The 24,673-nt window shown below is 62.3% G+C and carries 20 protein-coding genes, 2 tRNA genes and 1 riboswitch; of the genes, 19 read left to right on the plus strand and 3 right to left on the minus strand.

The genetic code is table 11. The features are described 5' to 3' along the window. Positions 1-167 precede the first annotated feature (167 nt). Genes ileS through ndk form a run of 4 tightly spaced genes read left to right on the plus strand, consistent with a single transcriptional unit; the run spans position 168 to position 5,762 of the window. Positions 168-3,467: an isoleucine--tRNA ligase gene (ileS, locus tag M1D51_RS09185; protein ID WP_458109273.1), complete on the plus strand. Its 3,300-nt coding sequence runs from the start codon at positions 168-170 to the stop codon at positions 3,465-3,467. A 3-nt stretch (positions 3,468-3,470) separates the two neighbouring features. Continuing rightward, the gene (locus M1D51_RS09190) at positions 3,471-4,832 is read left to right on the plus strand and encodes a bifunctional folylpolyglutamate synthase/dihydrofolate synthase (RefSeq protein WP_458109274.1); all 1,362 of its coding nucleotides are present in this window, start codon (positions 3,471-3,473) and stop codon (positions 4,830-4,832) included. A gap of 2 nt (positions 4,833-4,834) precedes the next feature. Beyond that, the gene (locus tag M1D51_RS09195) at positions 4,835-5,287 is read left to right on the plus strand and encodes a DUF4233 domain-containing protein (RefSeq protein WP_172322638.1); all 453 of its coding nucleotides are present in this window, start codon (positions 4,835-4,837) and stop codon (positions 5,285-5,287) included. Positions 5,288-5,342: 55 nt separating this feature from the next. Further along, positions 5,343-5,762, plus strand: coding sequence for a nucleoside-diphosphate kinase (gene ndk, locus M1D51_RS09200; protein WP_024816908.1), 420 nt, complete (start codon positions 5,343-5,345; stop codon positions 5,760-5,762). Positions 5,763-5,842: 80 nt separating this feature from the next. Here ndk and M1D51_RS09205 read toward each other — a convergent pair whose 3' ends face one another. Continuing rightward, a complete protein-coding gene (locus M1D51_RS09205) occupies positions 5,843-6,523 on the minus strand; it encodes a vitamin K epoxide reductase family protein (RefSeq protein WP_458109275.1) in 681 nt (226 codons plus the stop codon). 485 nt (positions 6,524-7,008) lie between these two features. On the opposite strand from M1D51_RS09205, the gene M1D51_RS09210 reads away from it, so the two are divergent. From M1D51_RS09210 to M1D51_RS09265, 12 genes are all read left to right on the plus strand, one after another. Beyond that, positions 7,009-10,182 carry an Rne/Rng family ribonuclease gene (locus M1D51_RS09210; RefSeq protein ID WP_458109276.1) on the plus strand — a complete coding sequence of 1,058 codons (3,174 nt, stop codon included), beginning with the start codon at positions 7,009-7,011 and terminating at the stop codon, positions 10,180-10,182. Positions 10,183-10,318: 136 nt separating this feature from the next. Beyond that, a riboswitch (TPP riboswitch) is annotated at positions 10,319-10,417 on the plus strand. Then, complete coding sequence (locus M1D51_RS09215; RefSeq protein WP_458109277.1) at positions 10,408-11,934, plus strand: bifunctional hydroxymethylpyrimidine kinase/phosphomethylpyrimidine kinase; 1,527 nt, start codon at positions 10,408-10,410, stop codon at positions 11,932-11,934. Its footprint overlaps the riboswitch before it by 10 nt. A 368-nt stretch (positions 11,935-12,302) precedes the next feature. After that, on the plus strand, positions 12,303-12,611 hold the full coding sequence (gene rplU, locus M1D51_RS09220; RefSeq protein ID WP_024816904.1) for a 50S ribosomal protein L21: 309 nt from the start codon (positions 12,303-12,305) through the stop codon (positions 12,609-12,611). A 62-nt stretch (positions 12,612-12,673) separates the two neighbouring features. Beyond that, positions 12,674-12,937, plus strand: a complete 264-nt coding sequence (gene rpmA / locus M1D51_RS09225; RefSeq protein WP_003803426.1) for a 50S ribosomal protein L27 — start codon at positions 12,674-12,676, stop codon at positions 12,935-12,937. Between the two features lie 157 nt (positions 12,938-13,094). Continuing rightward, positions 13,095-14,681 carry a GTPase ObgE gene (gene obgE, locus M1D51_RS09230; protein ID WP_172322642.1) on the plus strand — a complete coding sequence of 529 codons (1,587 nt, stop codon included), beginning with the start codon at positions 13,095-13,097 and terminating at the stop codon, positions 14,679-14,681. Then, a complete protein-coding gene (gene proB, locus M1D51_RS09235) occupies positions 14,671-15,852 on the plus strand; it encodes a glutamate 5-kinase (RefSeq protein ID WP_458109278.1) in 1,182 nt (393 codons plus the stop codon). Before obgE ends, proB begins: the two co-directional genes overlap by 11 nt. Continuing rightward, entirely contained in the window at positions 15,849-17,213 is a 1,365-nt protein-coding gene (locus M1D51_RS09240; protein WP_458109279.1) for a glutamate-5-semialdehyde dehydrogenase, read from the plus strand. The genes proB and M1D51_RS09240 overlap by 4 nt, the downstream gene beginning before the upstream one ends. 81 nt (positions 17,214-17,294) lie before the next feature. Further along, a complete protein-coding gene (locus M1D51_RS09245) occupies positions 17,295-17,537 on the plus strand; it encodes a hypothetical protein (protein WP_172322645.1) in 243 nt (80 codons plus the stop codon). A 55-nt stretch (positions 17,538-17,592) separates the two neighbouring features. Next, on the plus strand, positions 17,593-18,216 hold the full coding sequence (gene nadD / locus M1D51_RS09250) for a nicotinate-nucleotide adenylyltransferase (protein ID WP_216659717.1): 624 nt from the start codon (positions 17,593-17,595) through the stop codon (positions 18,214-18,216). A gap of 7 nt (positions 18,217-18,223) precedes the next feature. Then, positions 18,224-19,696, plus strand: a complete 1,473-nt coding sequence (locus M1D51_RS09255) for a hypothetical protein (RefSeq protein ID WP_458109280.1) — start codon at positions 18,224-18,226, stop codon at positions 19,694-19,696. Between the two features lie 58 nt (positions 19,697-19,754). Next, entirely contained in the window at positions 19,755-20,159 is a 405-nt protein-coding gene (rsfS, locus tag M1D51_RS09260) for a ribosome silencing factor (protein WP_172322648.1), read from the plus strand. A gap of 115 nt (positions 20,160-20,274) precedes the next feature. Continuing rightward, positions 20,275-20,350, plus strand: a tRNA-Ala gene (locus M1D51_RS09265). Between the two features lie 53 nt (positions 20,351-20,403). Here the strand turns inward: M1D51_RS09265 and M1D51_RS09270 are convergent. Continuing rightward, on the minus strand, positions 20,404-20,994 hold the full coding sequence (locus M1D51_RS09270) for a ScbR family autoregulator-binding transcription factor (RefSeq protein WP_458109281.1): 591 nt from the start codon (positions 20,992-20,994) through the stop codon (positions 20,404-20,406). A gap of 390 nt (positions 20,995-21,384) precedes the next feature. On the opposite strand from M1D51_RS09270, the gene M1D51_RS09275 reads away from it, so the two are divergent. Then, positions 21,385-21,457: transfer RNA gene (locus tag M1D51_RS09275), tRNA-Ala, on the plus strand. Positions 21,458-21,518: 61 nt separating this feature from the next. Here the strand turns inward: M1D51_RS09275 and M1D51_RS09280 are convergent. Next, on the minus strand, positions 21,519-21,896 hold the full coding sequence (locus M1D51_RS09280; protein WP_172326255.1) for a cupin domain-containing protein: 378 nt from the start codon (positions 21,894-21,896) through the stop codon (positions 21,519-21,521). Between the two features lie 200 nt (positions 21,897-22,096). Between M1D51_RS09280 and M1D51_RS09285 the strand changes: the two genes are divergently transcribed. Beyond that, positions 22,097-23,227 carry a class I SAM-dependent methyltransferase gene (locus M1D51_RS09285; protein WP_458109574.1) on the plus strand — a complete coding sequence of 377 codons (1,131 nt, stop codon included), beginning with the start codon at positions 22,097-22,099 and terminating at the stop codon, positions 23,225-23,227. A 223-nt stretch (positions 23,228-23,450) separates the two neighbouring features. After that, complete coding sequence (locus M1D51_RS09290; RefSeq protein ID WP_458109282.1) at positions 23,451-24,650, plus strand: ROK family protein; 1,200 nt, start codon at positions 23,451-23,453, stop codon at positions 24,648-24,650. Positions 24,651-24,673: the final 23 nt, after the last annotated feature.

Raw genomic sequence — 24,673 nt, forward strand, 5'->3', positions numbered from 1 at the left:
GACAGCGCCCAGTAGAGCCGGACGGGTAAGCCCGTCACAGCAGTAATGAGAGGCCGGAATCCAGTATTTCGGTAAGTGAGGTGGTACCGCGGTACCTGCGCAGCCGACAGGCAGCACAGAAGCCGTCCTCGCATCCTGACAGTCAACCAGCTAGCACAGGATATGAGATGACCCACTACCCCAAGGCCTCAGCGTCTTCGTCCGGCACGCACGGCGTGTCCGCTTCCGTGAAGTTCCCGGAGATCGAAGAACGCATCCTCAAATACTGGGAAGAAGATGGCACCTTCCAAGCCAGCATCGACCAGCGCGACGCCGGCAAAGACGGCAGCAACGAATTCGTCTTCTACGACGGCCCTCCCTTCGCCAACGGCCTCCCTCACTACGGCCACCTCCTGACCGGTTACGCCAAGGACCTGGTAGGCCGCTACCAGACCCAGCGCGGCAAGCGGGTGGAGCGCCGCTTTGGCTGGGACACCCACGGCCTGCCCGCAGAGCTCGAGGCCATGAAGCAACTGGGCATGACCGACAAAACCCAGATCGAAGCCATGGGCATCGACAAATTCAACGACGCCTGCCGCGCCTCGGTGATGAAGTACGCCAACGAGTGGAAGGCCTACGTTACCCGCCAGGCCCGCTGGGTGGACTTCGAGAACGACTACAAGACCCTCAGCGTCGAGTACATGGAATCTGTGCTCTGGGCCTTCAAGCAGCTGCATGAGAAGGGCCTGACGTACAACGGCTACCGCGTCCTGCCGTACTGCTGGAAGGACGAGACGCCGCTGTCCAACCACGAACTCCGCATGGACGATGACGTCTACAAGAACCGCCAGGACCAGACCGTCACGGTCACGTTCCCCATCAAAGCCGGGGACTCCGAAATCTCCAAGGCACTTGAAGGTGTTCAGGCGCTCGCCTGGACCACCACGCCCTGGACGTTGCCCACCAACCTGGCGCTCGCCGTCGGGCCTGGTATCTCCTATGCGGTCCTGCCCGCAGGGCCCAACGGTGTGAAGGCGGCATCGGCCGAGGCTCCAGTCACCGGCAGCTTCCTGCTCGCCTCTGACCTGCTGGGCTCCTATGCCAAGGACCTGGGGTACGACGACGCTGCTGCCGCGACTGCCGCCGTCGTCTCCACCCACACGGGCACCGAGTTGGCAGGCCTTGAATATGAGCCCCTGTGGAACGACTTTGCCGACACCGAAAAGTACGGCACGCAGAACGCCTGGCGCTTCCTGGTGGCAGAGTACGTCACCACCACGGACGGTACGGGCATCGTCCACCAGGCCCCGGCCTACGGTGAGGATGACCAGAAGGTCTGTGAAGAAGCAGGTATCCCCGTGGTCCTGTCAGTTGACGAGGGCGCCAAGTTCCTGCCCCTGTTTGCGCATGGTGAGCTTGCCTCGATCGTCGGCCTCCAGGTCTTCGACGCCAACAAGCCCATCACCCAGGTGCTCCGCGCCGACGGACGCCTGGTCCGCCAGGCCAGCTACGAGCACAGCTACCCGCACTGCTGGCGTTGCCGGAATCCCTTGATCTACCGTGCCGTATCCTCCTGGTACGTGGAGGTCACCAAGTTCAAGGACCGCATGTCCGAGTTGAACCAGGAAATCAACTGGATCCCGGGCAACGTCAAGGACGGACAGTTCGGCAAGTGGCTGGACAACGCCCGCGATTGGTCCATCAGCCGCAACCGCTACTGGGGCTCGCCCATCCCCGTTTGGCAGTCCGATGACCCCGAGTACCCGCGCACGGACGTCTACGGATCCTTGGCCGATCTTGAAGCCGACTTCGGCCGCCTCCCCATGAATAATGAGGGCCAGGTTGACCTGCACAGGCCGTTCATCGATGAGCTGACCCGTCCAAATCCGGACGATCCCACGGGCAAGTCCACCATGCGCCGGGTGGAAGATGTCCTGGACGTCTGGTTCGACTCCGGTTCCATGCCGTATGGCCAGGTGCACTACCCGTTCCAGAACGAGGAATGGTTCGACACCCACAACCCTGCCGACTTCATCGTGGAGTACATCGGACAGACCCGCGGCTGGTTCTATATGCTGCACATCCTGTCCACGGCTTTGTTTGACCGGCCGGCGTTCCGCAACGTGATCAGCCACGGCATCGTGCTGGGCTCAGATGGCCAGAAGATGTCCAAGAGCCTGCGCAACTACCCTGATGTCTCAGAGGTCCTGGACCGCGACGGCTCCGACGCCATGCGCTGGTTCCTCATGTCCAGCCCCATCCTCCGTGGTGGCAACCTTGTTGTCACCGAGCAGGGCATCCGCGACGGCGTGCGCCAGGTCATCCTGCCATTGTGGAATGTCTATAGCTTCTTCACTCTGTACACGAATGCTTCGAACGTAGTGGATGGGAAAGCGTCCGGTTACGAAGCGAAGCTGCGCTACGACGGCTACGCCGACACACTGGACCAGTACCTCCTGGCCAACACCGGGGACCTGGTCCGGAACATCACGGCCAGCTTGGACAGCTATGACATCTCCGGAGCCTGCGATGAACTGCGCAACTACCTGGACATGCTCACCAACTGGTACGTCCGCCGCAGCCGCCAGCGCTTCTTCGACGAAAACGTCGATGCCTTTGACGCGCTCTACACCGCCTTGGAGGCAGTCTGCCGGGTCTCGGCCTCCTTGCTGCCGTTGGTATCCGAGGAGATCTGGCGGGGCCTGACCGGCGGCCGTTCAGTGCACCTCGCTGACTGGCCCGACGCTTCGCTGTTCCCGTCCAACCCGGCTTTGGTTGAAGCGATGGACCGTGTCCAGCAGATCTGCTCCACCGGCTCCAGCCTGCGTAAGGCCGCGAACCTGCGCGTCCGCTTGCCCTTGCAGGAGCTGACTGTGGTGGCACCCGGTGCAGATGCGCTGGAAGGCTTTGCCGCCGTCGTCGCTGATGAATTGAACCTGCGTTCGGTCCGCCTGCTGGACGCTGCGACTGCCTCGGCCGAGGAATTCGGCATCGAGCAGAAACTCGTGGTGAACGCTCGGGCAGCTGGTCCGCGCCTGGGCAAGAACGTCCAGCAGGCCATCAAGGGATCCAAGTCCGGCGATTGGTCTGTCAATGAGGCAGGTGTGGTGGTGGCCGGTGGCCTTGAGCTCGAGCCGCAGGAATACACGCTTGAGACTGTCGTGGCAGAAGCGGCCGACGGCGGCAGCGCTGCTGTCGCTGTGCTGCCGGGCGGCGGCTTCGTGGTCTTGAATACCGAGGTCACCCCGGAGCTTGCGGCAGAAGGATTGGCGCGCGACATGGTCCGTGCCATCCAGCAGGCACGCAAGGACGCCGGACTCAACGTGAGCGACCGCATCCGCACGTCCGTGGAGGCGTCCCAGGAGGTGGTGGCTGCCCTGGAAGCCAACGCTGAGCTGGTCAAGACCGAAACGCTGACGTTGGAACTGGAGGTTCTGTTGGCCAGTGTCGACGAGCCGCAGGTCACCGTCGTGAAGGCAGGGGCCTGATCCATGACTGACGAATTCTCGGTTGAAAGCGTCTACGCCGAACTTCTGGGCCGTGCACCGGAAAACAAGATGGAGCCGCGCCTTGCCCCTTTGTTCCGTGCCATGGACGTGCTGGGGGAGCCGAACAAGGCCTACCCGATCATCCACATCACCGGTACCAACGGCAAGACGTCCACTGCCCGCATGATCGAGGCCGGGCTGCGTGCCCACGGCCTGAGCACAGGCCGCTACACCAGCCCGCATCTGTCCAAGGTCACTGAGCGCATCAGCATTGACGGCGAGCCGGTTCCGGACGCAACGTTCGTGCGTATCTGGGATGAGATCCGCCCGTACCTGGAAATCGTGGACAGCGAGCTCGTGGCCGACAACCAGCCGCGGCTGACCTACTTCGAATGCCTCACCATTCTTGGGTTCGCGGTGTTCGCCGATCAGCCTGTTGATGTAGCAGTCATGGAAGTTGGCCTGGGGGGCATCACCGATGCCACCAACGTCGGCGACGGCCAGGTTTCAGTCATCACACCGATTTCGCTGGACCACACGGACCTCCTGGGTGACACCACCGAGGACATCGCCTACGAAAAGTCCGGCATCATCAAGCCGGGCGGTTTCCTGGTCAGCGCCGCTCAACCAGTGGATGCAGCCCAGGTCCTGTTGGAGAAGGCCCGTGAAGTGGACGTGCCGTTCCGCTTCGAAGGCGTGGAGTTCGGTGTGGAGTCCCGCAGCGTTGCTGTGGGCGGGCAAGTCCTGACCATTCAAGGGCTCGCCGGACGTTACGAGGACCTGTTGCTGCCGTTGCACGGCGCCCACCAAGCCGAAAATGCGGCCGTCGCAGTGGCTGCCTTGGAAGCGTTCTTCGGTGGGGGAGAGAAGGAACTCGACGCCGACGTCCTCAAGGAAGCCTTTGGCACAGTAACCTCACCGGGCCGGCTCGAAGTTGTCCGGACTGCCCCCACTGTGGTGGTGGATGCTGCGCACAACCCGGACGGGATCCGTGTTTCCGCCGAAGCCATCCAGGAGGCCTTCAGCTTCAGCAAGCTGGTGGTGGTGGTTGGCGTTCTCCGGGAGAAAGACGCCGAGGAAATCCTGAAGACACTCAAGGAATCCCTGGGCGGCCTGGCCGGCGAATTTTGCTTCACCCAGTCCAACTCTGCGCGTGCCGTTCCGGCGGCGGAACTGGCCGAACTCGCCGTCGACCTCGGTTTTGGCGAGGACAACGTCCACATCGCCGAGAAGCTCGACGACGCCCTCGAATGGGCCGTGGAGCGCGCGGAATCCAACGATGACCTCGCAGGCGGCGTCCTGGTGACCGGCTCCATCACGGTGGTGGCCGAAGCCCGGATCCTGCTCGGAAAGGCCGGTGCCTGAGCATGGCAAAAATGACCAAGGCGCAGCGTGAATGGCGGCCCGGCATGCCCAAGAAGCGCCGCTCCACCAAGGTGATGTTCGCATCCACCGTGCTGCTTCTCGAAGCCTTCGTCGCGTTCTTCGGTACGCTGGCGGTCTTTGGGTTGAGGCGGGGGGAAGTGGCTCCCGGCATCATCCTGGGTGTGGGAATCGCCTTGAGCGTGATCCTGGTGCTCGCCTGTGCAGTGCTGTCCAAGCCTTGGGGAATCGCCGTGGGTTGGGCACTGCAAGTGGTGCTCATCCTGACGGGCATTGCCGAACCCATGATGTTCATTGTGGGCATCTTGTTTGCCATTTGCTGGTGGTACGGGATCAGGGCCGGCATGAGGATAGACCGTGAGGTAGCCCAGCGGGACCGTGAGCAGGCGGAATGGGATGCCGCCCACGGTGACAAAGCAGACCCGCAAACCCCGTAAACTGGCTGGGAAAACCACCGAACATAAGCCACTGAACAATCACATTGGAGCAACTGTGAGCATTGAACGGACCCTTGTCCTGGTCAAGCCCGACGGCGTCGCCCGCAATCTGGGCGGGACCATCCTCGCCCGGATCGAAGCCAAGGGTTACACCCTTGCGGAGCTGAAGAAGGTCAACGCCACCCGCGAGCTGCTGGAGCAGCACTACGAGGAGCACGTGGGCAAGCCGTTCTACGAGCCACTGGTTGAGTTCATGCTGAGTGGACCGGTTATCGCGGCGGTCTTCGAGGGCCACCGCGTGATCGAGGGCTTCCGCTCCCTGGCTGGAACCACGGATCCCACCACCGCAGCCCCGGGCACCATCCGTGGTGACTTCGGCCGCGACTGGGGACTGGCAGTCCAGCAGAACCTCGTTCACGGCTCGGACTCGGTCGATTCTGCAGAACGCGAGATCAAGATCTGGTTCCAAGGCTGATAACGCCGCACCGAGACTACAGATAAGGCCAATGTTCTTCGTGAACATTGGCCTTATCTGTCACTTCGCAAGGGTGTTACCTAAGCGGAGGACCCCACGAAGATGTGGATGAAGGAGAAGAAGATGGTGGCGGCGACGGCAACGTAGAGCAGCGCGACGATGATCCAGCCGGACTCGCCCAGCAGCTTTGCCATGGCAGGTGGCGCTTTGATGACACCGTGGCTGACATTGCGGATGGTCACCCACACGAACAACGGAATCATGGCCGCCCACACCACCATGCAGAACGGGCAGAGCACGTGGATGGCGTAAAGGGCCTGGGACCACAGCCAGACAACGAAGGCAAAGCCAAGGGTTACCCCCGCCTGAAGGCCCAGCCAGTAGCCGCGTGAGAACCTGGCTCCGGCGAGCATGCCCATGGCAGTGGTGATGATGACGGCAAAGGCAACGATGCCAATGAACATATTGGGGAACCCGAACACCGAGCTCTGCGGTGTCTGCATGACGGCGCCACAGGAAACCCAGGGATTCACATCGCAAACGGTCACGTGGTTGGGGTCCTTGAGCACTTCCAGCTTCTCCAGGACCAAGGCCCCCGAGGCTACCCATCCGATCACTCCGGTGATCAGCAGCAGCCAGGCAAAGGGCTTGTCACGGACAGATCGGGGAAGCGCATCCTGCTGCGGGTCTGCCTGCGCGGATAAATCCTCAACGGTAGGACTGGACTGGTTGGCCAGGTTTCCCCTGGCTGTGCTCGGCATCGCGGATCTGGTCCTTTTCAACGTACGGTCCGGCCTCGCCGGTATGGGCTCTTGGGAGGATTGTAACTCCGGAGGCTGGACAGTGCCCCCAGCTTCCGGCTGGCACCCGTTCCTTGGAGCTGACGACACAACAGCCTGCGGTGGGAAAGTGAATGGGTGTGAGAGAATAAACATGGCCGGAGCCCGATCCACATTCGGAATCCGGTCCGGTGACTTTGTTCCCAAGACCGCCAGTATGAGCTGGGCATGCCTGGATCACGTGATCCATGGTAGGCCCGCCATGACAATGGACGGCACCTGGTTGTGGCAGCAGAACAACGGGTTTCAGAACATTGGCGCCGGCCTTCCAGGGCTGCCGCACCCCAATGATGGTGCGAACCGGAAGGCATACTGCCGACTTCTGTCAACGCCTGCGGGTTTTGACAATATTTGCCCCACTGGGCGCCGGATGTGGCGGTGTCGCTGGGGCAGGAGTGTTGCCACATATGGATAATGACCAGGTTGTAGCCGTTAATGACGAGGCAGCTCCCGCGGAAACTGCGGAAGCGCCAAAGAAAACCACCCGGACCCGGCGCAAGGCTGCGCCCAAAGTTACTGCCGAGGTAGAGGCACAGGCGGCCGAAGCGGCTGTCGTTGAAGCGGCGGAAGCGCCGGAAGCAGTCGAAGCGCCCGCTGCACCGGTACGCCGCACCCGCACACGCAAGAAGGCAGAGCCCGCCGAGCCCCTGCCCGGCTTGGGTGACGACGCCGCTGCCAGCGCGGAAGCTGCAGTAGAGACCCAGCCCGAAGCCGTTGCGGAACCCGCCCCCGAAAAGCCGGTCCGTCGTCGTCGTACTGCCAAGCCCAAGGTTGAGGCCGTTGAGGAGCCGGCTGTTGAGGAAGTCGTCGGCGAAAACACGACGCCGGAGCACAACTCCCAGCCGGAGGCGCCGGCCGCCGAGGTAGCAGCTGAAGAACCTGCAGCTGAAGCCGCCACGGAAGAGCCTGCCGAAGAAGCTGCTCCGGCTGCGTCCACCTCCCTGTTCATGGAGCCTGTCTCCATCACGTCCATGATCTTCCAGGCTCCGGACCTCACCACTGTTCCCCGCGTTGCCGCGGTAGAGGAGAAGGAAGAGGAGCCCGGGGAAGAGGCCGAGTCCGGCGCCGAGGATGAGCTGGAAGATGCCGGGAGTCGTCGTCGCCGTCGCAGCCGTGGCCGCCGCGGCCGCCGGGGAACCGAACGCGAAGAGAATGAAGCCGGGGACAACGCCGAGCCTGAGGACGAGGAAGCCCCCGCTGCTGAATCTTCCGAAGAAGGTGTGACCTCGCGCCGCCGCCGTCGCCGCCGCCGTGGCGACCAGGATCTCGAACTGACCGGCGGATCGGACGACGATCCGCCCAACACGGTGACCCGTGTCCGTGCGCCCCGCCCGATCACGGAAACTGCGCCTTCCAACCGCGTTACCAGCGTCAAAGGCTCCACCAGGCTTGAAGCCAAGAAGCAGCGCCGCCGCGAATCCCGCGAGACCGGACGCCGCCGCCAGGTCATCACCGAGGCCGAGTTCCTGGCCCGCCGCGAGTCGGTGGACCGCCAGATGATTGTCCGCCAGCGCGACGACAGAATTCAGATCGGTGTCCTGGAAGACGGTGTGCTTGCTGAGCACTTCGTTTCCAAGACCCAGCAGGATTCCCTGATCGGCAACGTATACCTGGGCAAGGTCCAGAATGTCCTGCCGTCCATGGAAGCTGCCTTTGTGGACATCGGACGCGGCCGCAACGCCGTCTTGTACGCCGGTGAAGTCAACTGGGATGCCGTCAACCTCGAAGGCCAGCCGCGCCGGATCGAGAACGCCTTGAAGTCCGGCGACTCTGTGCTGGTCCAGGTCACCAAGGATCCCGTGGGCCACAAGGGTGCCCGCCTCACCAGCCAGATCTCCCTCCCCGGCCGGTACCTGGTGTACGTTCCCGGTGGTTCCATGACCGGCATCTCCCGCAAGCTTCCCGACGTCGAACGCAACCGTCTCAAGCGCATCCTGAAGGACCGCTTGCCCGAAAACGCCGGTGTCATTGTCCGCACTGCTGCCGAGGGTGCATCCGAAGAAGAACTGACCCATGACATCAACCGTCTGCGTGCACAGTGGGAAGGCATCGAAGGGCAAGCGTCTTCCACCAAGGTCCTGGCTCCTGAACTTCTCTACGGCGAACCGGACCTGACCATCAAGGTGGTCCGTGACGTCTTCAATGAGGACTTCTCCAAACTGATCGTTTCCGGCGATGACGCCTGGGACACCATCGAGGCCTACGTAACGTACGTTGCCCCTGACCTGGTGGGCCGGCTCGAGAAGTGGACCAAGGACCAGGACATCTTCGCTGCCTGGCGCATTGACGAGCAGATCCACAAGGCGCTGGAACGCAAGGTGTTCCTCCCGTCCGGCGGTTCGCTGGTCATTGACCGCACAGAAGCCATGACCGTGGTGGACGTCAACACCGGCAAATTCACCGGCAGCGGCGGAAACCTCGAGGAAACCGTCACCAAGAACAACCTTGAAGCTGCCGAGGAAGTTGTTCGCCAGCTCCGCCTGCGTGACATCGGCGGCATCATTGTCATCGACTTCATTGACATGGTCCTTGAATCCAACCGCGACCTCGTCCTCCGCCGCATGGTTGAGTGCCTGGGTCGTGACCGTACCAAGCACCAGGTGGCCGAAGTGACCTCCTTGGGCCTGGTTCAGATGACCCGTAAGCGCATGGGTACCGGCCTCCTGGAGGTCTTCGGGGAGCAGTGCGAGCACTGCGCCGGCCGCGGCGTGGTGACCCACGACGAACCCGTGGAGCACCGCCGGGCCAACGTCGTGGCCGCTGAGCACCACCGTCCCCATACTGAAACGCAGCAGCCCACAGCCCGGACTGAGCGCAAGCGCCGCCGTGGAAAGGGCGGGGGACAGGCCATCGCGGAAGCCCCGGCTCCGGTCCACACCGCACCGGCCGCGCCTCCTGCCTCCACCGAACCGCAGGATCCGGCCCGGCAGGCCAAGGCTGAGGCAACCCGGGCTGCACTGGCTACGATTGCCGCTGCCGCCCATGCCGCCCACCTGCATGACGACGAAGTTCACCGCGCCGAAGAGCAGGCACGGGAGGCCGGTCAGCACCAGGCACCGGGTGATTCTGCAGCCCGGAGCGAGTCCGGCGGGCAGGGCGCCCGCGAAGCAGACCAGGACGCCGGCCGGGATTCACGGTCGACGCCGGTCCTGCGTTTTGGTGGCGAAGAGGTTGCGTTGCCGTTCGGGGAACACCATGAGGAACCACCGGCAGCCAAACCGGTGATGAGCCTGGACCTTCTGGCCGAAGCCTTTTCCCACCTCGGTGCGGCTCCTGCCGGGAACCCCGAAGAGGTCCTCGCTCCCAAGGCGGCCGAAGCTCCGCAAACCGGCGCGTCGAAGCCTGCCGAAGTGGATCCGGAAGCTGCTGCGGCCTCAAAGTCCCGCCGAGGACGTCGTAACCGCAGTGCGAGCCGGGCCCAGGGTGCGGCCAATGAAACCAGCGTTGAACACCACGAGGTCACTGCTTCGGCAGCGAGTGGAACGGCACACGAGGCCAAAGCACCTTCCGAGCCGGCCAAGAAGGCTCCGTCCGCGGAGCCCATCATCCTGGGCGTCGGCGTACCAGCTTCGGAGCTCTAGCACCTGATCCGCAAGGGCCCTGCAGTAACCGTCACAGGCGGGTATTGCGGGGCCCTTTGCTGTGCGCTCTCAACGGTCATATCCGGTCTTCAGCGTGGCGCAGTTGCCGGGCCAGGCTGCTGCCCGGCTACGCTGGTGGACTGACACGGGGTGCCGGGCATTGGGCCAGGCTGAGATCCAGACCCGTTGAACCTGTCCGGTTAGCACCGGCGAAGGGATGTCCCCATGACGGTATCGTCGTATCCTCCTGTGTATCCGCTGGCTGTTTCCGGACCGGAGACGCCCCGTGTACTGAGCATCGCGGGCTCCGACCCCTCCGGTGGTGCCGGTATCCAGGCTGACCTGAAAAGTATCGCTGCCCACGGCGGCTACGGCATGGCGGCCATCACCGCACTGACCGCCCAGAACACCCTGGGCGTCAGTGCTGTCCATGTTCCCCCGGTGGATTTCCTGCGCAGGCAATTGGAAGCCATCAGTACGGACATCGCCATCGATGCCGTCAAGATCGGGATGCTCGGCGATGCAGCGGTTATTGACGAGGTCCGCAGCTGGCTCGAGGAGGTTCGTCCCGCCGTCGTGGTCCTGGACCCGGTGATGGTGGCCACCAGTGGCGACCGACTCCTGCGCGCCTCCGCCGAGACGGCACTGCGTGCCCTCCTTCCCTTGGCCGACCTGATCACCCCCAACCTGCCCGAACTCGCCATGCTGTTGGGGGAGCCCGAGGCAGTTGACTGGGCTTCGGCCCTGAACCAGGGCAAACGCCTCGCTGCTGAGTGCGGCAATACGGTCCTGGTCAAGGGCGGGCACTTGGCGGGGGCAGAATGCCCGGATGCATTGGTCAACACCAGTGGACTCCTGCGTCAGGACGTTATTGAGGTCTTTGGACCCCGCGTGGAGACGAAGAACAGCCACGGAACAGGGTGTTCGTTGTCCTCGGCCCTGGCTACTGTCCAGGCGCGCACCGGCGATTGGGAGTCTTCCTTGCGTGAGGTCAAGCCGTGGCTGCTCAGGGCCTTGCTGCATTCGGACAGTCTGGACGTCGGCCGCGGAAGCGGGCCGGTTCACCACTTCCACCACCAAAAGGTGCTCAGGCCGGGGGATTTCGCTGCTGCGCTCTGGAAAGAGGCCACGCCGGAGCTCGAGGCAATCTACAAGCTCAGCTTCATCGACGGCCTGAAAACGGGAGACCTCCCCGAAGAAGCATTTAATTACTACTTAGCCCAGGACGCCATCTACCTCAATGGATACTCCAGGGTCCTGGCGCGTGCTGGAGCCCTTGCTCCTACCGAGAAGGAGCAGCTGTTCTGGGCCAAAGCGTCGCAGCAGTGCCTCGAAGTAGAGTCCGAACTGCACAGGAACTGGCTCAGCACCCGGGAGGCGTCATCGGTGACCGGACCGGTCACGAAGTCCTATGTGGACCATTTGCTGGCGTCCTCTGCCACCGGCAGTTACGCCGTGCTGCTCGCGGCCATCCTGCCGTGCTACTGGCTGTACGCGGAGGTCGGCCAACAGCTTCATGGGGCGTTCCTGGAGGCAGGGGCCCCGGCAGGGCACCCCTACGCCGACTGGCTCAGGACCTACGCTGACGAAGACTTTGCCGCTGCCACAAGGAATGCGATCAATTTCACGGATGGCGCTGCCGCGGCAGCTTCGGAGGCAGAGCGGGCAGCCATGGTGGAGGCTTTTACGTGGTCCTGCCGGTACGAAACTGCGTTCTTCGATGCTCCAAGGCTCTTCGCCGGACTGTCCTGACGAGGGGCACTGATTGCCGGATATCAGCGCTGTCACAGCGCGTCGCGGGCAAAATCGCGTTAATTGGGCCCAAACCCTGTAGGCTGTATGGGCACGGTGCCGGGAGAGTCCGTTACAACGGGTGATGCAAGTCACGTGGTAGCCTCCGGACCCGGCCTCATTTGCAGCTGAAGGTCAAACTAGCGTAATCTTGATCTTCGGTGCTTACGCCAACACTTGGGTTATGCCCCTTGGAATTGTTCATGGGATGACTCGCGGACTTCGATCAGAAGTCCACGGCGTTGAGGCACAGCGCGAACCAAGCCCGATTCCGGTTCAGGTTCCGCACGCAAATTTAGTTATAAACGTCGAGAGAAGTGAGTACCCAAGTGGTGTACGCGATTGTCCGCGCAGGCGGCCGCCAAGAAAAAGTTTCCGTTGGAGACTACGTAACGCTTAACCGCGTCCCCGGTGGAGCCGGCAGCACGCTTGAGCTGCCCGCCTTGCTCCTGGTTGACGGCGAGAAGGTCACCTCCGCAGCTGCGGAACTGGCCAACGTCAAGGTGACGGCTGAGATCCTTGAGGACCTCCGTGGTCCGAAGATCGTCATCCAGAAGTTCAAGAACAAGACCGGCTACCGGAAGCGTCAGGGTCACCGTCAGGAACTGACCAAGATCAAGATCACCAGCATCGCGTAACTCTCGTTACCCGCTGTTCAGGTTTTTCAGTTTCCCCAGAAATTTAGAGGCAGGCATTTCACATGGCACACAAAAAAGGCGCGAGTTCCACTCGCAACGGTCGTGACTCCAACGCACAGTACCTGGGCGTCAAGCGCTTCGGTGGTCAGGTAGTCTCCGCAGGCGAGATCATCGTTCGCCAGCGTGGCACGCACTTCCACCCCGGTGCAGGCGTCGGTCGCGGTGGCGACGACACCCTGTTCGCCCTGCAGGCAGGTGCGGTTGAGTTTGGTACTCGCCGCGGCCGTCGCGTAGTGAACATCGTTGCTGCTGCAGCTGCAGAGTAACAACAAGTTCTGAACCGGTGGAGCGGGCCAAAAATGGCCCGCTCCACCGTTCTTTTAACCGCATTACAATCGACTAGGGCGCTTTGGGCGCACTGGTTTTTGCAACAACGCTGGCAACAGCAACAAACGCTGTAAGGCAGCAAATGAGGAGATTCACGTGGCGAGCTTTGTAGACCGGGTAGTACTGCACGTATCCGGCGGAACCGGCGGCCACGGCTGTGTCTCTGTCAAGCGGGAGAAGTTCAAGCCGCTCGGTGGCCCTGACGGCGGCAACGGCGGTAACGGTGGCGATGTCATCCTTCGCGTGTCCGCCCAGACCACCACCCTGCTTGACTACCACCACGCACCCCACCGCCACGCCACCAATGGTGGCCCGGGCATGGGTGACTGGCGAGGCGGCAAGAACGGCGAGACCCTGATTCTTCCGGTCCCTGATGGCACCGTGGTCAAGACCAAGGACGGCGAAGTCCTGGCTGACCTCGTGGGCGAAGGTACTGAATATATTGCTGCTGCAGGTGGCCAAGGCGGCCTGGGCAATGCCTCCCTGTCCTCGCAAAAGCGCCGGGCTCCCGGTTTCGCGCTGCTCGGCATCGAAGGTGAATCCAGTGACATTGTCCTGGAGCTGAAGTCCATCGCGGACATCGCGTTGGTTGGCTTCCCGTCTGCCGGCAAGTCCAGCCTGATCGCTGCCATGTCTGCGGCCCGGCCGAAGATCGCCGATTACCCCTTCACTACCCTTATCCCCAACCTTGGCGTGGTGCAGGCCGGCGAGGTCCGCTTCACCATTGCCGATGTCCCCGGTCTGATCGAGGGCGCCAGTGAGGGCAAGGGGCTTGGGCATAACTTCCTGCGCCACGTTGAGCGCTGCGCCGCACTGGTGCACGTTCTCGACTGCGGAACCCTTGAATCGGATCGCGATCCCTTGTCCGACCTCGCCATCATTGAGGCGGAGCTGGAGAAGTACGCGGTTGATATGAGCTATGCCGGTGTTGACGGCGAAGTAGTTCCCCTGAACGAGCGCCCCAAGCTTGTTGTCTTGAACAAGGTTGACCTTCCGGATGGCAAGGATATGGCTGAGTTTGTTCGTCCGGACCTGGAAGCACGGGGCTACCGTGTCTTCGAAGTATCGGCGACCAGCCATGAGGGGCTGCGCCAGCTCGGATTTGCCATGGCGGAGATCGTCAAGGCCGCTCGTGATGCTGTGGCTGTGGCACCGCCCAAGGTGGCCCCGCCCGTGCTCCGTCCGCGTGCAGTCAACGAATCCGGCTTCAAGATCCGCCGCGAAGAAAAGAACCTTGAGCCGCTGTTCCGCGTCCTGGGCGAAAAGCCCGTGCGGTGGGTCAAGCAGACCGACTTCACCAATGAGGAAGCAATCGGCTACCTCGCCGACCGCCTGGCCAAGCTGGGAGTCGAGACGGAACTCTTCAAGGTCGGTGCCAAGCCCGGCGATACCGTGGTTATCGGTGAGGACGATGGAGTGGTGTTCGATTGGGAGCCCACCATGATGGCCGGTGCTGAACTCCTGGCAACCCCCCGTGGCACTGATATCCGCGTTGCGGACATTGGTGATCGTCCTACGCGTTCGCAGAAGCGTGATGAGCAGATTGAGCGCCGCGAAGCCAAGGCTGCCGCCCGCGCCGAACTTGAAGCCGAACGCAAGGCCGGCATCTGGACTGAGTCCGTCAGCGGCCGCCGGGCACAGACCGTGAGGGAGAGTACCCTGGACTCCGGTGATGACGACTAGGACGTTCGACGCTCCTGGCACGGCCGAGGGCCTTGAGCGCCAGGCCCTCGCCACCGCCAAGCGCATTGTAGTCAAGGTCGGTTCCTCTTCCCTGACGAGCATCAAGGGCGGCATTTCCGAGAAGTCCCTTGCCGGGTTGGTGGATGCGCTGGCAGAGAAGCGCAATGCCGGCACCGAGATCATCCTCGTCTCGTCCGGTGCCATCGCTGCGGGACTGGCTCCCTTGGGCCTGGCCAAAAGGCCCAAGGACCTGGCAACTCAGCAGGCTGCAGCGAGTGTGGGCCAAGGGCTGCTGATGGCCCGTTACACCCAGGCTTTTAGTGCCCATGGCGTGACAGTCAGCCAGGTACTGCTGACTGCCGATGACCTGATGCGTCGCACCCAGCACACCAATGCTTTCAGGGCGTTGGACCGTTTGCTCAACCTCGGCGTGGTGCCTGTGGTCAACGAGAACGACACCGTGGCAACGCACGAGATCCGCTTCGGGGACAACGACCGGCTGGCCGCTTTGGTGGCCCACTTGGTCCGCGCCGATGCGCTGGTGTTGTTGTCCGACGTCGACGCCCTCTACGACGGTCCGCCGTCCCAGGGCGCCAAGCGTATTCCGTTGGTTCGGGGTCCTCGGGACCTGGAGGATGTCACCATCGGCAAGGCCGGCAAGGCAGGCGTGGGAACCGGCGGAATGACCACCAAAGTTGAGGCGGCCTCGATCGCGGCCGGCTCCGGGATCCATGCCCTGGTCACGTCCACCGCCAACGCTGCTGCCGCCTTGGCGGGGGAGGACGTGGGGACCTGGTTCGCCGTCAACGGCAACCGCAAGCCGGTACGTCTGTTGTGGTTGGCGCATCTGGCGACAGTTCACGGTCGCTTAATGCTCGACGACGGCGCGGTGAAAGCCGTGCGTGAACGGCACAGGTCGCTCCTGCCGGCGGGGATCTCAGAGGTCAGCGGGGATTTCGAAGCCGGCGATCCTGTGGAGATGGTTTCCCATGACGGAACCGTCGTGGCGCGTGGTTTGGTGAACTACTCCTCGGATGAACTCCCGCGCATGCTCGGCCGCACTACCCAGGAGCTCGGCCAGGCGATGGGGCGCGGTTACGACCGCGAAGTTGTTCATGTTGACGATCTGGTGCTCCTGCGGACCTCCCGCTCATCTAAACTTGGAGCATGACTGAAGCGCTGACCCCTGATGCCCCCGTGATTTCCGACGTTGCCGGTACTGCCGGACAAACGCCGGAGAGCCCCGTGGCAGGCGGCGCTCCGCTCTCTCCGGAGGATGTCCAGGCTGCTGTCCATGCCATAGCCGACCGTTCCCGCAAGGCCGCCCGCCGCATAGGCCAGGCGAACCGTGCCTGGAAGGACCGTGCGCTCCGCGCCATCGGTACAGCCCTGGTGGAGAACCGGAAGCATGTTTTGGAAGCCAACGCCAAGGACATCGCAGCAGGCCGCGCCAGTGGCACTTCTGCAGCACTCCTGGACCGGTTGACCCTCACCCCTGCCCGGATTGACGGGCTTGTTTCCGCCTTGGAGAACCTGGCAGGCTTGCCCGATCCCGTGGGCAACGTTGTCCGCGGACAGACGCTCCCCAACGGGTTGCGGCTTCGCCAAGTCAACGTCCCCATGGGTGTTGTGGCAGCGATTTATGAGGCACGTCCGAACGTCACCGTGGATATCGCAGGATTGGCACTGAAGAGCGGCAACGCCGTGATCCTGCGTGGCGGGTCCGCCGCCGCAAACACCAACGAGGCCTTGGTGCGGATCCTTCGCGAAGCCCTGGACTCAGTGGGCCTGCCTGCCGATGCTGTCCAGACTGTGGATCAGTACGGTCGCGAAGGTGCCAACGTGCTGATGCGCGCCCGCGGACGCGTGGACGTCCTCATTCCGCGAGGTGGACGGGACCTCATCCAGACAGTGGTGACCAACTCCGCCGTACCCGTCATTGAGACCGGCGAAGGCAACGTCCACATCTTCATCGACGAGTCCGCCAATGAGGAAATGGCAGTGGAGATCCTCCTCAACGCCAAAACCCAGCGTCCCAGCGTCTGCAACACGGTGGAAACCCTGCTGGTGCACTCCGGGGCAACAGTGCTCCCTGCCGTTGCCAAGGCGCTGCGGTCACAAGGGGTGACGCTGCATGTGGATGAGAGGATTGCCGCTGCCCTGGGCGGGGACGTTGAAACCGTTCCCGCTGACGACGACGATTGGGCCACCGAATACATGGACCTTGACCTCGCCGTGGCCATGGTGGACAACCTGGATGAAGCGGTCAACCACATCCGCAAGTGGACTACCGGACACACGGAAGCGATCCTCACCAACAACCTGGCCAATGCCGAGAAGTTCATTGCAGAGATCGACTCCGCTGCCGTGATCGTCAACGCCTCCACGCGCTTTACCGACGGCGGCGAACTGGGCCTCGGCGCGGAGGTGGGTATTTCAACACAGAAGCTGCACGCCCGGGGTCCCATGGGTCTCACGGAGCTGACCACCACCAAGTGGATCGTCCAGGGTGAAGGCCAAGTCCGCAGCTAGCAACGCTGTAACATAGAACAGAAGTCCGGAACGTCGGGAAGCCCCGCCGTGCAAACATTTGAGAACCAACTAGGGGAGAAGATGCTGTTTCAGCAGATCGCCACGTCCATTGCCGCCCAAACAGAAGGCGGCGGCCACGAGGAACTCGCACCCTTGTGGGCAGAGCCGTGGGTCTTCGGCATCGTGATGTTCGCCCTCATGCTGGTCCTCCTGTTCGTAACGCTGTCCTACACCAACCTGGGCAACCGCCACGAGGCTGTTGAAGAGCACTCCGACCCGCACCGCCAGCACCCGAACAAGCACACCCACGGGCAGGGCCACTAACATTATTGCCGCAACACCACGTGGGGAGTCGGGGCGCAGGCTTCGGCTGGGCGTGATGGGTGGAACATTTGATCCGATCCATCACGGCCACCTTGTGGCTGCCAGCGAAGTAGCAGCCAAGTTTGGACTCGACGAAGTGGTTTTCGTGCCCACGGGACAACCGTGGCAGAAGTCGCACAAACTTGTCAGCGAGCCGGAACACCGGTACCTGATGACAGTGATTGCGACAGCATCCAACCCCCGGTTCACGGTGAGCCGGGTGGATGTTGACCGTCCCGGACCCACGTTCACCATAGATACCCTGCGTGATCTGAGGGCCCAGCGTCCTGACGCAGACCTGTTCTTCATTACCGGCGCGGATGCCTTGGCCCAGATCCTGTCCTGGAAAGATGTGGATGAGTTGTGGTCTCTGGCGCATTTCGTCGGGGTGACCCGTCCCGGACATGAACTGAACGACCTCGGACGGACTGACGATGTCAGCTTGCTCGAAGTTCCCGCTATGGCGATCTCCTCCACGGATTGCCGGATCCGGGTAGGTGCAGGCAACCCCGTCTGGTACTTGGTGCCGGACGGCGTGGTGCAGTACATCGCAAAATATGGACTGTACGCGCCCCAGCCCGTGGCAGGGGAGCTGACGCCCGTACTGTCCGGATCAGACGACCAAGCACGTACTGAATGAGTTTTGAATGAGCAGCCAGGAACAGCGACCCATCCGTAGCAGGCGTGAGCTTCGCCGCGCCCGGGAAGAGCAGTCGGAGACGACGTCGCAGGCAAACCCCGCAGCGCAGCCAGAGGGCACTGCTATGCCGAACGCCGGCGCGCAGCCCGTTGATACTGCGCAGCCTAATGACACTGCGAAGCCTAATGACACTGCGCAGCCGAAGGTCCCGGCGAAAGCCGATGCGGGTGTCACGGTTGGCGCTAAAGCTGATGCTGGTGGCGGTGCGGATCGTCCCCTTGCGCGTAATCGCCGTGCCGCCGATGGGCCGGTGGATGCTGTGGGAACGGCTGCGCAGGAGCGATCCTCGCAGGTCCGGGCGCGTGACCGCGCGGCTCTACGGACTATCAAGGAACTTGCGGATAAGGAAGAGCAGCTTTCCGGAGGTGGGCCCCCCACGCGGCGCCAGCTTCGACTTCAGCAACTCCAGGCCGAAGTAGCCACCTCCATGAATCCGATCGTTCCGGCGGCGGGCTCAACGCAGGTGACGGCAAAGCCTGGTTCTGCAACGGATGGCGTCGAAACCCCCGAAGCTTCGGCCCCCGTCGACGCCAAGACCGTCGCCGTTGAACCTGATGCAGCAAAGCCCGGTAGCGCAAAGTCCGGGATCTCCAAGCCCGGCCCGGCAACGCCCGAGGCTTCCAAGCCTGGCTTGTACAAGCCCGCGGGCGGTAAGCCGGACGGCGGCAAGACCGCGGCCGGCAAGACCGCCCCTGAGGACAACCCGTCCAACAACATCGTTCCTGATGCTGCTGCGGAAACCGGAATGTCCGTTGAGCAGGCGCTGGCTGTCCGTGAGTTGATTGCGGCGCAGGTCCAGAATCAGACGTCCAAACTGGAGCATATTGCCGAGCAGGATCCGTTGGCCGTGGATCCGGCAGTGTTGGCGGAGCAGATCGCCTTGGCCGAGCGTGCAGCAGTATTGAACAAACGCGCTGCAGCCAAGCAGAAGCTCGCTGAACAGAACAAGGCTGAGCAGAACAAGGCGGAGCAGGCCAAATCTCCGGCCGCCACGTCGGGTCCTTCCACGGCCAACAACCTCGCCATGGTGACTCCATTGGAGTTCGTGAAGGTTCCTGGTGTTGAGCGTCCTGTCATGAAGCGTCCCAGCACCACGTTTGTTCCGTTGATCACCTCGGCAGGTCCCGCATTGGACGCCTCGCAGGTCAAGAAGCCGGTTTCCCGGGGCCGCGCGGGCGTTCTTGCCCGTGCGGAAGCTGTTGCCAGGTCAGCCAGGAAAAAGCCTGTCGCAGCAGCAGAGTCGGCCGAAGAGACGCAGCGACCACCAATTTCTGCCAGCACGGCTTACGGACTTGATCCGTTGGACGTCAATACTGCAGGTCTGGCCAGGGCGCAGCGCAACAGGCTGCTGCAGTACGGTGTTTTGGCTTTGGGCTTGGTTGCGCTCATCGTCGGCATCATCATGATCACCAGCGGCTAGTTCCGCTTCATCTCGGCATACGCCAAACCAAGGCCACAGGCCACAACAAGGAGTCCCCGTGTCTGCACATGAACAATCCATCACCCTCGCTCGTCACGCCGCTCGTGCAGCGGCCGATAAGCTCGCCGAAGACATCGTTGCCCTTGACGTCAGCGAGCGGCTGGCGCTCACTGACATCTTCCTGATCGCTTCTGCTCCCACAGAGCGCCAGGTCAACGCGATCGTCGATGGCATTGAGGAAGAACTGCTCAAGCAGGATCTGCGTCCGGTACGCCGTGAAGGCCGCTCCGAAGGCCGCTGGGTTTTGCTGGATTATGCCGACATCGTAATCCACGTCCAGCACGCCGAAGATCGCGTGTTCTATGCACTGGAACGCCTGTGGAAGGACTGCCCGGTGGTGGATCTGGAGCTCGGTGACGATGCCTCCGCCAAGGCTGTTCCCGCGGAGGACTCAGAGCACTAGGAAGCTGCGTTTTCCGAATATGCCCGATTTGGAATTTTCGGAAACGCTGTTCTAAGATATTTGAGTTGCTTCGGCGCAGATGGCTGAAAGGCCGGACGTGAAGCAGCAAGGATATGGGGCTGTGGCGCAGCTGGTAGCGCACCTGCATGGCATGCAGGGGGTCAGGGGTTCGAGTCCCCTCAGCTCCACCACCAAGGGTCCTGCTTTCCTTATGGAAGGCAGGACCCTTTGCTGTCCCCGGTGACTATTTGGCCGCAGCCGTAGTCAGGGCCGGCAGCATGAATTCCCACATCTCTTCAATCCTGGCCATGACATCCTCCCGCTTGGTGAGGACTTCGGAGACCATTTGAACCCCGGTGAAGGATGCGATCAAGTAGCGGGCAAACGCAGCGGAATCCAGGTCGGCGCGGACATCACCCTCATTCCGGGCTTGGGCCAGCAACTGCTCAACGGTGGTGATCCAGTCTTGGTAGGGCCCGGAAACGTCAGCTTGGAAGGCGGAGGCCTCGAATGTGAGCCGGATACCCCCTTGGACGATCGGCTCCTCCAATAGTTGCTGCCCGAACATCCTGCATAGTCCGATGATTTTTTCCAGAGCGGGGCTCTGGGAGGATGCGATGTCAGCGCCGGCTGCCTGTACCAAGGCGTGTTGCTCGTCGATGACTGCCAAGGCAAGTTCCCGCTTGGACGTGAAGTGAAAGTAGAGCGCGCCTTTGGTCACGCCCGCTCTCTTGGTGATGTCGGCAAGGCTCGCGTTTCCATAGCCGATCTCTGCAAAGACAAGGGCTGCGCCTTGGATGACTGCCAGCCGGGTGTCCTGCGCACGTTGCTGCATCGGCGGTGACTGACCTTTCCAGTGATGGCGTGGGACACGAGGATCCCCGGGGATTCGCGCGCAAGACCCTGCGGGAACCTCCATAACGCTATCACCGGCCTTGTACCACTGAACTAATTAAACCGACTGTACGGTTTGGTTTCTAGAAGCTTCGAACTTAGACTTCTTGGGGGCGGGCTGGTCTACGGCACGCCCGACGGCAGCCCGTTTGGGGGGAGGCGCGGTGGATATGATCCAGCGCGCCTTGGCTGCCTGACACCATCTGAAGGCCGTTTCTTTCGAGTGACATAGTTCACGTCCGGGCGATTTCGCTTCTCGAAGGAATGTGGTTAGTATTGACGAGTTGCTTCGACGGGAAGAGAAAATCTTCTCCTGGGATTCAACAAATCCGGGGCTGTGGCGCAGCTGGTAGCGCACCTGCATGGCATGCAGGGGGTCAGGGGTTCGAGTCCCCTCAGCTCCACTTCGGAAAAAGACCCCGCTCATGGGAGCGGGGTCTTTTGCTTTTCCTTGATGCCGCGACCCTATTCAGGTGGTTTGGCGAATTCGGCGCCGCTGACGAACTCGACGCCCTGGAATGGCTGATCGCCAACCACTCGGGCGTTGTGCCCTGGCGGGATCGTGTAGGAGTCACCGGCGGAAATACTGATCCGGCCGCCGTCGTCGGTTTCGACGTCCAGCTTGCCCGAAACGCAGAATCCAACGTGGCTCAACTGGCAGGTATCGGTACCTACTACGGGTTTGATGCAGTCGGCCCAGGTCCAACCTGGTTCAAAGGTCATACGGCCGATTGTGTAATCTCCCACCGTAACGAGATCCAGGACGGTCTTGTCCGGACGGCGTGCTTCGTCGGGGGAGTTGTGGGACTTTACTTCGAGATTCGTGACAACATTGACACTCATGGCTTCTCGCAGGGGAGGGGGAGCCGGATAACGGATGGTCCCGGTGCCTGGCTCCATGGCCACCGCGACGCGTGCCTGCCGCCGCTCTGATGATTCACCAGCTGACGGGACAACCAGGTGTTTGCGTGCTGCACTCTCAGGTTCCTCCCAAGCACTGACAAAGTCGAGACAAAAACGCAACGAAAGTGAGAACCTTCATCGTGACGGCATTGGAACTGGATACTCTTTTCGGTTCGTTGAGCAGGTTCCCGGACGTCGTAGCGGACAACCTGCAGGCATACGACGCCACGGATCGGCTTCTCCTGGAATCAGCTGCCGGAATTGTTGGCGCGGGTACCAACGTAGTGGTCATTGGCGACCGCTACGGCGCCCTGACCCTGGGTGCCTTGACGGGACTCGGCGTCGGGCATGTCCGCGTCCACCAGGACCTGTTCACTGGAAGGCTGGCGTTGGAGCGCAACGCAGCCACAACAGGCCTGGAAAACCGTTTCACACAGCATGGCTTGGACGCGGAACTGCTGGACAATGCCGGGCTGATCCTCATTCAATTGCCCAAGTCGTTGGCCGAACTGGAGGAAATCGCGGACGCCGTAGCGCGCTTCGCCGCCCCGGAGGCAGTGGTGTTGGCCGGTGGCCGGGTCAAGCATATGTCTACCGGCATGAACTTGGTTCTGGAGAAGTACTTCTCCTCGGTACAACCCCAGCTTGGCCGGCAGAAGTCCAGGGTGATCATTGCCCGGACCCCTAAGGCTGCTCCGGACGAACCCCCCTTTCCCGTGGTGGAACCGGTGCCGGAACTGGGAATCACGGTGTGTGCCCATGGTGCCGTCTTCTCCGGCGCCCGCCTGGACATCGGGACGCGTTACCTGCTGACTTTCCTGGACAGAATGACGGCCGCCCGTCGCGTTGTGGATCTGGGATGCGGCACTGGAATCCTTGCCACCATGTATGCGCAGCGCCACAAGGAAGCCCTTGTGGTTGCAACGGACCAATCCGCGGCTGCTGTTGACTCGGCCCGGGGTACCGCTGAGGCCAATGGGGTGGGGGAGCGGGTGCTGGTCCTACACGATGATGCGATGTCCACGCTTGAGGCCGGTAGCGCTGACCTGATCCTGCTGAACCCGCCCTTCCACGTTGGAGCGAGCGTACATGCCGGCGCGGCGCTCAAAATGTTCGAGGCTGCCGCGCGGGTACTGACGCCGGGCGGAGAGCTGTGGACCGTCTACAACAGTCATTTGCAGTACCGGGGGGCATTGGAACGGCTCATTGGGCCAACGTCGGAAGAAGGGCGCAATCCGAAGTTCACGGTGACGCGCAGCCTCAAATCGTGAGCCGCCGTCATCAAGGCACGGTCAGGGAGGCTGTCGCATACAATTCAGTGGCATTGTTATCAAGCCCTGACTCCGGCGCCAGCGTGTGCTCGTATCTGTGGAGCCGTGGGTACCGTACGATGCAGACACAGACTAAATTCGACGAAGTTTTTCCGAATGACGAGGGGCATCAGTGACTGAGATCCGGCAGCCGACACCGAGGCGCGGAACGAATCTACCCCGTATGGGGGACTTCAATCTGACCGTCATTCTGGAGGCGATCCGGCGGTCAGCGCAGGGACTCAGCCGCGTGGAGCTGGCACAGATTGTTGGGCTTTCCCCCCAAACCATTTCAAATATCTCCCGGCGCTTGCTGGACCAGCAGCTGATTGTTGAAGCCGGCAAGGAAGGATCGGGGCCGGGCAAACCGCGAACCATCCTGCGCTTGAATCCCGCCGGGATGTACGCCATTGGTGTCCATTTGGACCCCGCCGTTATCACCTTTGTTGTCCTTGACCTCTTGGGTGACGTGGTCCGGCATTCCCGGATGTCCACCCCGGGCGGTGACCCCGCCGGTGTGATCACCAGCATCGCGGAGCAAATCAAAGTGCTGGTCGAAGAGTCGGGAGTGGACGCGTCCAAGATCGCTGGTCTTGGCGTTGCTGTCCCCGGACCCATAGACCTCAATGAAGGCTCAGTGGTGGAGCCGCCTCTGTTGACGAGGTGGAACAGGGTACGCATCCGTGAGGCCCTGAGCGAAGCCACGGGGCTGGAGACCCTCGTTGACAAGGACGTCACCAGCGCGGCCGTTGCCGAGACATGGGCAGGTGGTGCAAGCGGGGCCGGCAGCTTTGTCTTCATGTATATGGGAACGGGCATCGGTTGTGGCATCGTGCTCAACGACGAAGTTGTCCGTGGAACCTCCGGCAACGCCGGCGAAATCGGGCACATCATGGTCGATCCTGCCGGTCCCTTGTGTGATTGCGGGCTCCACGGATGCGTCAAGTCCTCCTGCATCCCGCAGGTCTTGGTGGCCGAGGCCGAGGCAGCCGGTATCCTGGACGGTCACCGTGAAGGTGCGGACGGCCCCGAGGTCCAGGAACGCTTTGCCGAGCTGTGCGACAAAGCAGATGCCGGGAACCAAAAAGCCATTGCCATTCTGGACAAGTCGGCCACGCTCGTGGCACGTGCGGTATCGGTGGTGACCAATACCTTGGATGTGGAGCGTGTGGTCTTCGGCGGTCCCTTCTGGGGCCGGATGTCACCCTACTTCCTGGAGCGGGTTCCGGAGTTGCTGGATAAGAACAATGCTGCCCGCATGATCCATGACCTCGAAGTTGTAGGAACCGGAGTGGGCGAGGACGTTGGTGCGATCGGTGCCGCTTGCCTCGTTCTGGAGCATATGCTGGCACCGCGTGCCCAGCGGCTCCTCTTGGAAGGCTGAATCAGCACCACGTTTGACGGATT

This window comes from Arthrobacter sp. R3-55 (assembly GCF_054161505.1).